General features: G+C 64.7%; 11 protein-coding genes and 1 pseudogene. 7 read left to right on the top strand and 5 right to left on the bottom strand.

Translation table 11 applies throughout. From position 1 onward, the window contains the following. Positions 1-7: 7 nt before the first annotated feature. Genes cyoB through UNPA324_RS25270 form a run of 6 tightly spaced genes read left to right on the top strand, consistent with a single transcriptional unit; the run spans position 8 to position 5,759 of the window. The gene (gene cyoB, locus UNPA324_RS25295; protein WP_141936510.1) at positions 8-2,005 is read left to right on the top strand and encodes a cytochrome o ubiquinol oxidase subunit I; all 1,998 of its coding nucleotides are present in this window, start codon (positions 8-10) and stop codon (positions 2,003-2,005) included. Beyond that, entirely contained in the window at positions 2,006-2,635 is a 630-nt protein-coding gene (gene cyoC, locus UNPA324_RS25290; RefSeq protein ID WP_128919148.1) for a cytochrome o ubiquinol oxidase subunit III, read from the top strand. Continuing rightward, positions 2,632-3,012, top strand: a complete 381-nt coding sequence (gene cyoD / locus UNPA324_RS25285) for a cytochrome o ubiquinol oxidase subunit IV (RefSeq protein ID WP_128919147.1) — start codon at positions 2,632-2,634, stop codon at positions 3,010-3,012. Before cyoC ends, cyoD begins: the two co-directional genes overlap by 4 nt. After that, positions 3,009-3,860, top strand: coding sequence for an SURF1 family protein (locus UNPA324_RS25280; protein ID WP_141936508.1), 852 nt, complete (start codon positions 3,009-3,011; stop codon positions 3,858-3,860). Before cyoD ends, UNPA324_RS25280 begins: the two co-directional genes overlap by 4 nt. Then, positions 3,832-5,229: an ATP-binding protein gene (locus tag UNPA324_RS25275; protein ID WP_181769510.1), complete on the top strand. Its 1,398-nt coding sequence runs from the start codon at positions 3,832-3,834 to the stop codon at positions 5,227-5,229. Before UNPA324_RS25280 ends, UNPA324_RS25275 begins: the two co-directional genes overlap by 29 nt. Continuing rightward, a complete protein-coding gene (locus tag UNPA324_RS25270; protein ID WP_128919144.1) occupies positions 5,226-5,759 on the top strand; it encodes a response regulator transcription factor in 534 nt (177 codons plus the stop codon). The genes UNPA324_RS25275 and UNPA324_RS25270 overlap by 4 nt, the downstream gene beginning before the upstream one ends. Positions 5,760-6,045: 286 nt before the next feature. On the opposite strand, the gene UNPA324_RS25265 is transcribed toward UNPA324_RS25270, so the two are convergent. The 5 genes and pseudogenes from UNPA324_RS25265 to UNPA324_RS25240 form a co-directional block, all read right to left on the bottom strand. Further along, positions 6,046-6,876: a CarD family transcriptional regulator gene (locus UNPA324_RS25265; protein ID WP_181769509.1), complete on the bottom strand. Its 831-nt coding sequence runs from the start codon at positions 6,874-6,876 to the stop codon at positions 6,046-6,048. A gap of 345 nt (positions 6,877-7,221) precedes the next feature. Then, positions 7,222-7,560: a ferredoxin FdxA gene (fdxA, locus tag UNPA324_RS25260; protein WP_018643465.1), complete on the bottom strand. Its 339-nt coding sequence runs from the start codon at positions 7,558-7,560 to the stop codon at positions 7,222-7,224. Between the two features lie 132 nt (positions 7,561-7,692). After that, a pseudogene (locus UNPA324_RS25255) lies at positions 7,693-7,956 on the bottom strand (RNA-binding S4 domain-containing protein); the annotation flags it as partial. A gap of 10 nt (positions 7,957-7,966) precedes the next feature. Next, entirely contained in the window at positions 7,967-11,392 is a 3,426-nt protein-coding gene (locus tag UNPA324_RS25250) for a helicase-related protein (protein ID WP_141936501.1), read from the bottom strand. 597 nt (positions 11,393-11,989) lie between these two features. Then, positions 11,990-12,874 carry a DUF3108 domain-containing protein gene (locus tag UNPA324_RS25240; RefSeq protein ID WP_246667216.1) on the bottom strand — a complete coding sequence of 295 codons (885 nt, stop codon included), beginning with the start codon at positions 12,872-12,874 and terminating at the stop codon, positions 11,990-11,992. 461 nt (positions 12,875-13,335) lie between these two features. On the opposite strand from UNPA324_RS25240, the gene rpmB reads away from it, so the two are divergent. Then, positions 13,336-13,643: 50S ribosomal protein L28 (gene rpmB / locus UNPA324_RS25235; protein WP_141939026.1), on the top strand; the 308-nt coding region annotated here is incomplete at its 3' end.

The following is a 13,643-nucleotide window of genomic DNA, read 5'->3' as shown; positions in this document are numbered from 1 at the left end:
AGTTCGCATGTCTCCTGATCTTCTCAAGCTCATCTTCGGCCGGCTCGGCTTCGAATCGCTGCCGCTGCACGAGCCGATCGTCGTCGGCACCTTCGTGGCGGTCGCGCTCGGCGGCGCCGTATTGCTCGGCGGCCTCACCTATTTCCGCCTCTGGGGCTATCTCTGGCGCGAATGGTTCACCACGGTGGACCACAAGCGCATCGGTATCATGTACATGATCCTCGGCATCGTGATGCTGCTGCGCGGCTTTGCCGACGCGCTGATGATGCGCGGTCAGCAGATGCTGGCCTTTGGCGGCTCCGAAGGCTATCTCAACGCCCATCACTACGACCAGGTCTTCACCGCACACGGCGTGATCATGATCTTCTTCGTGGCGATGCCGCTGGTCACGGGCCTGATGAACTACGTCGTGCCGCTGCAGATCGGCGCGCGCGACGTGTCGTTCCCGTTCCTGAACAATTTCAGCTTCTGGATGACGGTTGGCGGCGCGGTGCTGGTGATGGCCTCGCTGTTCATCGGCGAATTCGCCCGCACCGGCTGGCTGGCTTATCCGCCGTTGTCGAACATCGGCTACAGTCCCGATGTCGGTGTCGACTATTATATCTGGGCGCTGCAGGTCGCCGGCGTCGGCACGACGCTATCCGGCATCAACCTGATCTGCACCATCGTCAAGCTGCGCTGCCCCGGCATGACCATGATGAAGATGCCGGTGTTCACCTGGACCTCGCTCTGCACCAACGTCCTGATCGTCGCCTCCTTCCCGGTCCTGACCGTCGTGCTCGCGCTGCTGTCGCTCGACCGCTACGTCGGCACCAACTTCTTCACGAATGATTTCGGCGGCAGCCCGATGATGTACGTGAACCTGATCTGGATCTGGGGCCACCCTGAAGTCTACATCCTGGTTCTCCCGGCCTTCGGCATCTTCTCGGAGGTGACCTCGACCTTCTCCGGCAAGCGGCTGTTCGGCTACACCTCGATGGTCTACGCCACGGTCGTCATCACCATCCTGTCGTACCTGGTCTGGCTGCATCACTTCTTCACGATGGGCTCGGGCGCCAGCGTCAACTCGTTCTTCGGCATCACCACGATGATCATCTCGATCCCGACGGGCGCGAAGATGTTCAACTGGCTATTCACGATGTATCGCGGCCGTATCCGCTACGAGCTGCCGATGATGTGGACGATCGCCTTCATGCTGACCTTCGTGATCGGCGGCATGACCGGCGTGCTGCTCGCGGTGCCGCCGGCCGACTTCGTGCTGCACAACAGCCTGTTCCTGATCGCCCATTTCCACAACGTGATCATCGGCGGCGTGGTGTTCGGCGCGTTCGCCGGCATCAACTACTGGTTCCCGAAGGCGTTCGGCTTCAAGCTCGATCCGTTTTGGGGCAAGATGTCGTTCTGGTTCTGGGTCACCGGCTTCTACCTCGCCTTCATGCCGCTCTACGTGCTCGGCCTGATGGGCGTGACCCGCCGTCTGCGCGTGTTCGATGATCCCAGCTTGCAAATCTGGTTCGTCATCGCCGCGATCGGTGCCGTCTTCGTCTTCATCGGCATCCTCTCGATGCTGATACAGTTCGCGGTCAGCTTCCTGAAGCGCGAGCAGCTCAAGGACGTCACCGGCGATCCCTGGGACGCGCGCACGCTGGAATGGGCGACTTCCTCGCCGCCCCCGGATTACAACTTCGCCTTCACCCCCGTCGTTCACGACAATGACGCGTGGTGGGACATGAAGAGGCGCGGCTACCAACGTCCGCTCACCGGCTTCAGACCGATCCACATGCCCAGCAGCACCGGCACCGGCATCATCCTCGCCGGCCTCGCCACCGCGATGGGATTCGGCCTGATCTGGTACATCTGGTGGCTGGCGGCGTTGAGCTTCATCGCCATGCTCGCCGTCGGCATCGGCCACACCTTCAACTATCACCGCGACTTCGACATTCCGGCTGAAGACGTCATCCGGACCGAGGACGCGCGCACCAAACTGCTCGCCGGAGCCAAGTAAATGACTGTCGCTGTCAATCCCACCCAAACCGGCGAGCCGGTCTTCTACCTCGCCGACGAACATCCGCATCCGGAAGGCTGGAGCACCTCGCTCGGCTTCTGGATCTATCTGATGAGCGACTGTCTCATCTTCGCGATCCTGTTCGCCACTTTCGGCGTGCTCGGCGGCAACTACGCCGCCGGCCCCGCGCCGAAGGATCTGTTCGACCTGAACCTGGTCGCGGTGAACACCTCGATGCTGCTGCTGTCGTCGATTACCTATGGTTTCGCGATGCTGACGATGCAGCAGAACAAGATCGCCCAGACGCAAGTCTGGCTGGCGATCACCGGACTGTTCGGCGCCGCCTTCATCGGCATCGAGCTCACCGAGTTCGCGCACATGATCCATGAAGGCGCCACCCCTCAGCGCAGTGCCTTCCTGTCCGCCTTCTTCACCCTGGTCGGCACCCACGGCCTGCACGTCTCCTGCGGCCTGATCTGGCTGGTGACGCTGATGGTGCAGGTCTGGAAGTTCGGCCTGATCGAGGCCAACCGCCGCCGCCTGATGTGCCTGTCGATGTTCTGGCACTTCCTCGACGTGGTCTGGATCGGCGTCTTCACCTTCGTCTATCTCCTGGGAGTTCTGCGATGAGCACCAATACCCATGCCGCCCGCGCGGACGACCATCATCACGACGGCGGCCATGCCCACGGCACGTTCTCGAGCTATATGTTCGGCTTCGTGCTCTCGGTGGTGCTCACCGCCATCCCGTTCTGGCTGGTGATGAGCGGCACGCTGCCGAGCAAGCAGGTCACTGCGCTGGTCATCATGGCCTTCGCGGTCGTGCAGATCGTCGTGCACATGATCTACTTCCTGCACATGAACACGACGTCCGAGAACGGCTGGAGCATGATGGCCCTGATCTTCACCATCGTCATGGTGGTCATTGCGCTATCCGGTTCGCTTTGGGTGATGAGCCACCTCAACAGCAACATGATGCCGATCCATCAGATGAGTGGAATGAAGTGAGCGAGGTCAGGACCGTGACGGACAGGGACGATGCGCCGCGCGGCAAGGCTGCGCGTGCCCCTTCCCTATGGCTCACGGTCCTCTCGCTTATCGCATTCGTCGTTCTGATCGCACTCGGAATCTGGCAGATCGAGCGCCGCGCCTGGAAGCTGGCGCTGATCGACCGCGTCGAGCAGCGCGTCCATGCCGCACCCCAGCCGATCCCCGCGCCCGTGTCATGGCCCGCGGTCTCCGCCGCCAACGACGAATACAGGCACGTTAACGTCACCGGCCGCTTCCTGCATGACCGTGAGACGCTGGTCCAGGCCGTCACCGAGGAAGGCCCGGGCTATTGGGTGCTGACGCCGCTCCAACGCAGCGACGGCACACAGGTCCTGATCAATCGCGGCCTCGTGCCGTCGGAGCGACGTGACGCATCGGCGCGCCGGGACGGCAATCCGGACGGCCGGGTCGAGATCACCGGCCTGCTCCGTATCACCGAGCCCAAAGGCGGGTTCCTCCGAAACAACGTGCCCCAGCACAACCGCTGGTATTCGCGGGATGTCGCCGCGATCGCGGCGGCCCGCGGTCTCCACGATGTCGCACCTTTCTTCGTCGATGCCGATGCCGGATCACAATCCGCCGGCGGTCCCATCGGCGGATTGACCGTGGTGCGCTTTCCCAATAACCACCTGATCTACGCGCTGACGTGGTTTGCCCTGGCCTTGATGCTGGCCGGCAGGCTTTTCGTCACATTCGGCGGCGGGCTGTTCCGTCGCACGCGCTTCGTCCACGAACCCGCCGGCGGCCCCGATGCCGCCGCGCGCAGGACGGGATCAGATGCTGGAACGATCGTCGAACAGGCCTGACGACGGGAAGACGCTTTCCCACACACTTGCTCATGGCGGCCTGGCCGTCACGCTGCAATCGCAGGCGGACGCGCGCAGCGAGCTGATCGGTGCTGCACCGACCGACGACGAGACCAACCGCAAGAACATGGCGCTGCTGATCCAGCTGCGCTGGACCGCGGTGGTCGGCCAGGTCGTCACCATCGGCGCCGTGCATTTCGGCCTCGGCATCCCCCTGCCGTTGGAGCGGATGGGCGCGGTCATCGGCGCGCTGGTGCTGCTCAACGTCTCCAGCCTGATCTGGGTGCGCCATCGCGCCGCGATCACCAACAACGAGCTGCTGGTCGCCTTGATGCTGGACGTCGCCGCGCTGACCGCGCAGCTCTATCTCTCCGGCGGCGCCACCAATCCCTTCACCTCGCTGTTCCTGCTCCAGGTGACGCTGGGGGCGGTGCTGCTCGATGCCCGCTCGACCTGGTCGCTGGTTGCGCTGACCTGCGCGAGTTTCGTGTGGCTGACCTTGGCGTACCGGCCGCTGGATCTGCCGCCCAACCCATTGAGCGAGACTTACACGCTCACCGTCGCCGGCATGCTGCTGGGGTTCGTTCTCAACGCCGTGCTGCTGGTGGTGTTCGTCACCCGCATCAATCGAAACCTGCGCGAGCGCGACGCGCATCTGGCGGCGCTGCGCCAGCATGCCGCCGAACAAGACCATATCGTGCGCATGGGCCTGCTTGCCTCCGGCGCGGCCCATGAGCTCGGCACGCCGCTCGCTTCGCTCTCGGTGATTCTCAGCGATTGGCGCCGCATGCCGGATCTTGCCGCCGACCAGGAGCTCGCCGAGGATCTTTCGGAGATGGAAACCTCGCTGCAACGCTGCAAGTCGATCGTGACGGGCATTCTGGTCTCGGCCGGCGAAGCGCGCGGCGAGGGCTCGTCGCCGACGACGGTGACGGCCTTCGTGACCGCCTTGGTCGACGAATGGCGCGACGCGCGCTCGGCACGGACGCTCTATTTCGTCAATACGTTCGGCGCGGACGTTGCGATCGTCTCCGACATCGCGTTGAAGCAGGTGATCTTCAACGTGCTCGACAACGCCTATGAGGTCTCGCGCGACTGGGTCGAGCTCGTGGCCGAGCGTGAGGGCGACAACCTCGTGCTGTCGATCAGCGACCGCGGTCCCGGCTTCGCGCCGGAGATGCTGGCGCAGCTCGGAAAGCCCTATCACTCGAGCAAGGGCCGCGCCGGCGGCGGGCTCGGGCTGTTCCTGGTGGTGAACGTGGTGCGCAAGCTGGGCGGCACCGTTACTGCGGAAAATCACAGGAAGCGCGGCGCCACTGTCCGCCTGACGCTGCCGCTCGCAACGCTCGCGATCGGAGGGGAATTTTGACGCCTGACCGTTCGCTCATCGTCGTCGAGGACGATGCCGGCTTTGCGCGCACGCTGAAGCGCTCGTTCGAGCGCCGCGGCTATGACGTCGTGCTGGCCGCCTCGATCGATGAGGTGCGCCAGGTGCTGGAGGAGCGCTCCTTCGGCCATGCCGTGGTCGATCTCAAGCTCGGCGGCGCCTCGGGCCTCGCCTGCGTCGAGCTGCTGCACGCACACGATCCCGACATGCTGATCGTGGTGCTCACGGGCTTCGCCAGCATCTCCACCGCCGTGGAGGCGATCAAGCTGGGCGCCTGCCATTATCTGGCAAAGCCGTCGAACACCGACGACATCGAGGCCGCCTTCAACAAGGCCGAGGGCAACGCCGAAGTCGCGCTCGACGCGCGGCCGACCTCGATCAAGACGCTGGAATGGGAGCGCATCCACCAGACCCTGATCGAGACCGATTTCAATATCTCGGAAGCGGCACGGCGATTGGGCATGCACCGGCGCACGCTGGCCAGGAAGCTCGAGAAGCGGCCGGTGCGATGATGAAGACGTAGCGCGTCGTTTGACGAAGACTCTCTCGTCGTCCCGGCGAACGCCGGGACCCATACCGCGGAATCTACCGTTGCGATCGGTAGAAGTACCGAACGACGTATCTTCGTCAAACTTCTCCCTGGGGTTATGGGCCCCGGCGTTCGCCGGGACGACATCGAGTTTGTTGAGATGTCTTTGCGCAAAACTCCGGTCGTCGATCCAGATCACGGTCGTGAAACAAAGAAGCCCGGCCGAACGGCCGGGCTTTTGATCTCTTGCGATCGACGCGACGAGACGCTTACGCGGCCTCGTCGGCAACCGTGGTGTCGTCGCCATCGGTATCGTCAGTCTCGCCCTCGGCATCCGTCTCGCCTTCGGCGGCTTCCGCCTTGGCATTGCGGCGCGGGCTCTTGGCGAGCTGGGCCTCGATCTCCTTGACCGCTTCGGTCTCGGTCGAGTGCTGCACCACCGCGATCTCGCGGGACAGACGGTCGAGCGCCGCTTCATAGAGCTGGCGTTCGGAGTAGGACTGCTCCGGCTGCGATTCCGAGCGATAGAGGTCGCGCACGACTTCCGCGATCGCGACGATGTCGCCTGAATTGATCTTCGCTTCGTATTCCTGGGCGCGGCGCGACCACATGGTGCGCTTGACGCGGGCGCGGCCCTTGAGCGTCTCGAGCGCCTTCTTCACCAGCGTGGGCTCGGACAGCTTGCGCATGCCGACATTGGCGACCTTGGCGGTCGGCACGCGCAGCGTCATCTTGTCCTTGATGAAGTTGATGACGAACAGCTCGAGCTTCGCACCGGCGATCTCCTGCTCCTCGATGGCCAGGATCTGGCCGACGCCGTGAGCGGGATAGACGACGAATTCGTTGGCCTTGAAGCCCTGGCGCTGGGTCACGACCTTCTTTTCCTCGACCTTCGGCGCAGCAACGGGCTTGGCGGCCGGCTTGGCAGCGACGGGAGCCTTGGCAGGAGCAGCAGCAACATGAGCCTTCGGCGCGGCGGGCTTGGCAGCGGAAGCCTTGACGGCAGCGGGCTTGGCAGTCACAGGCTTTGCAGTCACAGACTTGGCAGCAGGCTTGGCAGCGGTCGCTTTCGCGGCCGGTTTGGCAGTCTTGTTAGGCATTGCGCTTCTTTTGTTCTTCGAGGACTTTGCAGCCGGCGCCTTCGTCGCGGTCCGACCCTTGGATGCGCTACGGCTGGCCGCGGCGACTTTTTTGGCCTCCTTATGGGAAGCCCTCGCTGAAGTACTCTTTTTACGCGTTTTCTGTGACACAGCCTGCGCGCGGAAACTGCCACGCCCCTGTTCGACATTTGGTTTCACGGGAACCCAGAGGGGCCAACGGGGCTGAACGGGGTTCGGCTTAATGTGCTCAATATAGCACATTTCCCGCAAAAATCAATGATTTAGGGGTCTTCAGGGCTGGATTTCGGCGGCGGCGCCGCTATTAGGGTTAAGTTTGGGTCCGATTTAGTCGCCGGAGCCGGGGTTCGGAGAAAAATATTTCTCGAACTTGCCTTCCATGCCGTCGAATTCCTTAGCGTCGGCAGGTGATTCTTTCTTCTGGGTGATATTCGGCCAGCTCTTGGCGTAGTCGGCGTTGACCTGGAGCCACTTCTCCAGGCCGGGTTCCGTATCCGGCTTGATGGCGTCGGCGGGGCATTCGGGCTCGCACACGCCGCAATCGATGCACTCATCGGGGTGGATGACCAGCATGTTGTCACCCTCATAGAAGCAGTCGACCGGGCAGACCTCGACGCAGTCGGTGTACTTGCACTTGATGCAGTTTTCAGTGACGACGTAAGTCATCCAACGCTCCGAAAAGCTCTTTTAAAAGTCGGGGCTTGCCTAGCGCGGATGGCCCTGCGCTGCAAGGTCGGGAAAGCCCGATCATGACGGCTTTGTGTGTTTGATCGACCAAGAAATGAATTCGATGCGCAATTAATTGCGCATCCCGAGCTCCTCGTAGAGCACCCGGGCCGAGGCTGCATCGCCGCGGCGCTCGCTAAAGCTTGTCACTTTCAACACGCGCACCGTGCGGTCGAGCGCGATGGTGAGCACATCGCCGATCTTGACCGCATGCCCCGGCGAGGTCTCGCGTGTGCCGTTGATGCGAACATGGCCCGTGACGACGAGCTCGGCCGCGGAGGTGCGCGCCTTCACCACCCGCGCGTGCCACAGCCATTTGTCGAGGCGCTGCCGCTCGGTCGTGGGATCACTCCTTGCGGCCGGACAGCTGCTCTTTCAGCGCGGCAAGCTTGGCGAAAGGCGAATTCGGATCAACGGGGCGATCACGCTCGCGCGGGTTCGCGCTCGAGGCGTAGGGGCGGAGTGACGGACCGCCCTGGCGGTCGCGGCCCTTGTCCCGGTCGCGGCCACGATTGTCGCGGCCCTTGTCGCGATCGCCGCCGAACTTGCCCTTGTCGCGATCACGCCCCTTGTTGTCGCGATCCCTGTTGTCGCGATCCTTGCCCTCGAAGCGGCGGCTCTTGTCGTCGCGCCCCTCGGGACGCGGCGCGCCTTCGCCGCCACCTTCGCGCGGCTTGCGGAAATCTCTGCCGCCGTCCCTGCGATGGCCGCCATGACGATGGCCCGGCTTCGCGCCTTCGGCGGCTTCACCGGGCGCGGCGCTCGCCGCACCGGCCTCGGCACCGGCTTGCGGACGCGGCTGATGGTGATGACGCTGGTGGCGGTGGCGCTCGTGGCGCGGCTTGCGGTCCTCGTGACGGCCGCCGGGACGCCAGACCTCGACCAGCTCGGGCTCGGCGGGCGTGGCCGCGGCCTCAGGCGCGGCAGCGTCGGGCGATGCAGCGGCTTCCGTTGCGGCGGCCTCGGCGGGAGCAGCCTCAAGACCATCGGATTCGGCTTGCGCAGCCGGCTCTTCCGCCGGCGGCGCGATGCCGGGGGCGTCTTCGGGCGTGACGGGCGCCTCGGCGGAGGCGTCCAGCGCAGGCTCGGCGTCGTGAGCCGGCTCGTCCTGCGGCTCCATGCCGGGTGCATCTTCGACGGTGACCGCTTCAGCGGCGGCCGGCTCCTCGGGCAGGCCGGCAACGGCCTCCGCAGCGGTCTCGGTCGAAGTCTCGGCGCTGGCCTCAACCGGCGGCGTCTCTGCCGCGACCGTTTCAGTCACGACATGCTCGGCCACGACGGGCTTTTGCGGCAGCGGCGGACGCTTCTCCATGCGATAGCCGAGGGCACGTAGTACCGACGCAAAATCCTCACCTGCAGAGCCAGTGAGCGAGGTCATCGCCTGGGTGACGACGAAGCTGCGGCCGTCGAAGGCGCCGGCCGGCTTCTCGCCGGAGGCATTCTCGCGCCAGGCCAGCGCCGGGCGGATCAGATCGGCAAGACGCTCCAGGATGTCGACGCGCACGGCGCGCTCGCCGGCCTGCTTGTAGCCGAGCACGCGATAGGCATCGCGCGGCAGGGCCTTGTCGACCGGGAACGAGGTGCGCCCCGAGGAGGCCAGATGCTGCGCGCCGGACAGCGAGGATAGATCGACGTTGTCCTGCTTCAGCGCCCACAAGAGCGCGGCGAGCGCGCGCGCGGCGGGCTTGAGCAGGCCGGGGAAATAGATGTGATAGGCGCCGAAACGGACGCCGTATTTGCGCAACACCGCGCGCGAGGGCTGGTCGAGATCCTTCAGCTCGTTCGCGATCTTGGGACGCTCGAGCACGCCGAGGGCCTCGACGAGCTGATAGGCGATGCCGCGGGCAATGCCGGTGACGTCCTCGGCCTTGGAGAGCTCGAACATCGGCCCGAGCAGCTTCTCGATATGGGTCTTGAGCCAGAGCTCGAGCCGCGCCTGCACCTTGTCGCGCGGGCCGCCGGTCAGGCGCTCGTCGGAGATGATGCGGATGCGCGGATGCAGCGCGTCCTCTGCGGCAGACAGACGCGCCACGGCGTCTCCGGTCCAGCGGATGATGCCTTCCGAGGTCAGCACGAACTGATCGTCGGGCGCATTGCCCAATCGTTCGGCGCGCGTGTTGATCTCGCCGGCGAGCACCGCTTGCGCTGCAGCCTGCAAGGCTTTCGCATCGGAGCCCGCTTCCGCAGCGTCCGGTGCAAAGGTGAAGCCGTCGAGGCGGCCGATGACATGGCCTTCGACGATGACTTCGCCGGTCTTGCCGATTTCAGTATTCAAGCTCGTGTTCTCCCGCAGGCGGCGCATCAATACACTGGTCCGGCGATCAACGAAACGCTCAGTCAAGCGTTCATGGAGCGCATCCGATAATTTATTTTCGACTTCCCGCGTGATTCCCTGCCAGCGATCGGGGTCTTTCAGCCAATCCGGGCGGTTGGCGACGAAGGTCCAGGTGCGAATCTGCGCGATCCGGGCCGACAGCGTGTCGATATCGCCGTCGACGCGGTCGGCCTGGGTAACCTGGGCTTCGTACCAAGCATCGGGGATGCATCCCTTCTGCATCAGGAAGCCGTACAGCGTCGTCACCAGCTCGGCATGGGCCGCCGGCGATAATTTCCGATAGTCCGGAACCTGACAGGCCTCCCACAGCCGTTCCACCGCCGTCTGGCCATGCGCGATATCGCGCACCTCGCCGTCGCGGGCGGCATGGTCGAGCACGCGCATGTCCTCGGCAACAGGCGCGCGCGTCAGCGCCTCATGGCCGGGGGCGAGGTTCAGCGACACCTGCAGCGCGCCGAGCGATGCAAAATCCAGCTTCGAATTGCGCCATTGCAGCATCTTCACGGCATCGAAGGTGTGGTTCTGCAGCGCGTTGACGAGCTCGGGCTCGAACGGCGCACAGCGGCCGGTGGTGCCGAACGTGCCGTTGCGGGTGGCGCGGCCGGCGCGGCCTGCGATCTGCGCGAATTCGGACGGCGTGAGGCGGCGGAACTGATAGCCGTCGAACTTGCGATCGGAGGCAAAGGCGACGTGGTCGACGTCGAGATTGAGGCCCATGCCGACGGCGTCGGTGGCGACGAGATAATCGACGTCGCCGTTCTGGAACATCTCGACCTGCGCATTGCGTGTGCGCGGCGAGAGCGAGCCTAGAACCACAGCGGCGCCGCCGTGCTGGCGGCGGATCAGCTCGGCGATGGCGTAGACTTCATCGGCCGAGAACGCGACGATGGCGGTGCGGCGCGGCTGGCGCGTGATCTTGCGATCGCCGGCAAATTCCAGCTGCGACAGGCGCGGCCGGGTGATCATGGAGACGCCCGGCAACAGGCGCTCGATGATCGGGCGCATGGTCGCAGCGCCCAAGAGCAGCGTCTCGTCGCGGCCGCGGCGATTGAGGATGCGATCGGTGAAGACGTGGCCGCGTTCGAGATCGCTCGCGATCTGGACCTCGTCGACGGCGAGGAAGGAGAGGTCGAGGTCGCGCGGCATCGCTTCGACGGTCGAGACCCAATAGCGCGGGCTCTTCGGCTTGATCTTCTCCTCGCCGGTGACGAGTGCGACCGCCTCGCTGCCGACCCTTGCGGCGATCTTGTTGTAGACCTCGCGCGCCAGCAGGCGCAGCGGCAAGCCGATCATGCCCGAAGGGTGCGCGAGCATCCGCTCGATGGCGAGATGGGTCTTGCCGGTGTTGGTCGGCCCGAGCACCGCAGTGACGCCAGCGCCAGGCACTCGATCGTGAACGGCGCGCTCGGACGCGAAGGGGGAGGAAGAAAAAGCCATGTCTGGGGATTAGGTAGTCGCGATTTGGGCGAATGTCAGTGCTGGATTGCGGCGAGGGCTGCTCCTCATCCTGAGGAGCGCGTTAGCGCGTCTCGAAGGATGAAGGCCCGGCTGGCGCCATAGGGCAAGCCAAGCCCCTCGCCCTTCGAGACGGCCGCTGGCGCGGCCTCCTCAGGGTGAGGGGCACACCGAGCGCGTGGGCCTCCTCCCCAAATCCCGCGCAACTGTCTCACTTTGCGACGCTTTTCCTGCCCGTCTTAAGCTTCGGAACGACTCTAGAACGAATCGCGGCCGAATCGCTGACTCCAGATTGAGTCCCGTTCCGTTCACGCAACATGTCGCGGGAGTCTTAACCGTTACGACTAGATGGAGTTTTCGGCCGCCGGACAAGTGACGTTTCGAGGGCGCAAAGCCTTAAGTTGGGGACGGCGCGGAGTCGAATCAGAATCGGGGCGGAGTCAAATGGATTCCCGATTGCGAGCCCTCCAAAGCAAAAAACGCGAAAACAACCCCATGCACAGTAGGTAAGCTATTGATATTGCGAGACCTCTTGCCCCCCTGGAGGGGGAGGGTAAGTGCGCCACCACCGTTCCGGCTTTACTGCGTCTTCGCCACCCTTGGCGGCTGGGCGGTGGTGATGAAGCTGGTGGCTTCCAGCATGGCGGGGCCGAGCGGCGTCGGCACTTTCAGCCAGAACGGGACCAGGATGCGGGTGCCGGCGACCGGGGCGAAGGCGATCTCGATGTGGCGCTGGGCGGCGAGGTATTTGATCACGGGGCGGTCGGGGATGTAGCCCGCCACAGGCACGAAATAGAGCGAGCAGACCACGACCGGGCCATGATAGCCCTTTTCCGCCTTCACGCTCTCCATGCGCTTGAAATCGAGCTTGAGGTCGTAGCGCATGCGGCCGTCGAACACCGGGGCCGAGTTGTGGCAGGCCTCCGGCGTAACAGGATCGCCATTGCCGGGTACGCGCAGCAGCGAGGCCGTCATCGGGTCCCAGACGCCGCGGCGGTGGGCGTCGGTGACGACGATGCGGTCAGGATCGACCGGCGGCTCCGGCAGGATCGCAAAATCCTTCACATTGCCCTTGTCGAGCGTGATGCGGATCTCTTCGGTCTTCTTCGAGGTGGTGGTGGAGGCCTGGTAGCCAGTCGCAACCAGCGCGCCATTGACGACGCGCCCCTGCGAGGCGCCGGTGCCGGACCCGCCCGTGAACGACTTCAGCAGGCCCGTGGTGCCGCCTGCGGCGGCCGCCGAAAACACGTCGTCCTGGATATCGATGTTCCAGCCGCCCTTGCCGACCGGAATGCCTGACAGCGAGGCCTCATATTGCGCCTCGAGCTTGCCCTGCGCCGCCGCGGGCAGCGCGCCCCACACCACCGACAGGCCGCAAAATGCCGCGAGCCAGCCGGCCAAGCGCGGCCGGACGGAGCGCGATTTGGGCGCAAGAGGAGGCGTTATGAGCACGAAACAATCCATGGGGGCACGACGGTTGTTACTTAAGCCAAAAACCGCGGCAAACAATGTGTCCGGGCGTGTCGGGCCGGGAACTCCACCGGACTCTTCGGTCGCGAATACGCCGTTTATGTGATGGTAAGGTGCGACAAACATTGCCGTTTTGGTGATCGGGAGGGTGCCGCGGACGCGGTCACCTCTCCCGCTTGCGGGAGAGGTCGCGCCGCAGGCGCGGGTGAGGGCTCTCTCCTCTGGGGGACACTCGCGGCTGCCCCTCTGCGGAGACACCCTCTCCCCGCCCTCCCCCGCAAGCGGGGGAGGGAGCGCACCGCGCGCGGCTTCAAAAGACCGCCCAAAACCTTGACGTCCCGCCCCTTCCCCCCTATACGTCCGCCCGCTCCCTGCAAGGACGAAAGAATTTGCCCCCGTGGCGCCCAAAAATGGCGGCCGCACTCGTTGGGGGTTCGAACTAAAGGATTTCTACCATGTCTCGCCGCTGCGAACTGACGGCCAAGGGCCCCCTCGTCGGCCACAAGGTCAGCCACTCCAACATCAAGACCAAGCGCCGCTTCCTGCCGAACCTGGTCAACGTGACCTTCATCTCGGAAGCCCTGGAGCGCAACGTGCGCCTGCGCGTCTCCACCAACGCGGTCAAGAGCGTCGACCACAATGGCGGCTTAGATGCCTTCCTGCTCAAGGCCAACGCCGACGCGCTCTCCCCGCGCGCCCTCGAGCTGAAGCGCGCCATCCAGAAGAAGGTCGGCCCGACCGCTGCGCCGGCCAAGAAGGCCAG

This window comes from Bradyrhizobium sp. UNPA324, from assembly GCF_006658635.1.
Classification (GTDB): Bacteria; Pseudomonadota; Alphaproteobacteria; order Rhizobiales; family Xanthobacteraceae; genus Bradyrhizobium; species Bradyrhizobium nanningense.
The sequence above is the reverse complement of the archived record's forward strand: the minus strand, read 5'-3'. Positions and strand labels throughout refer to the sequence as shown.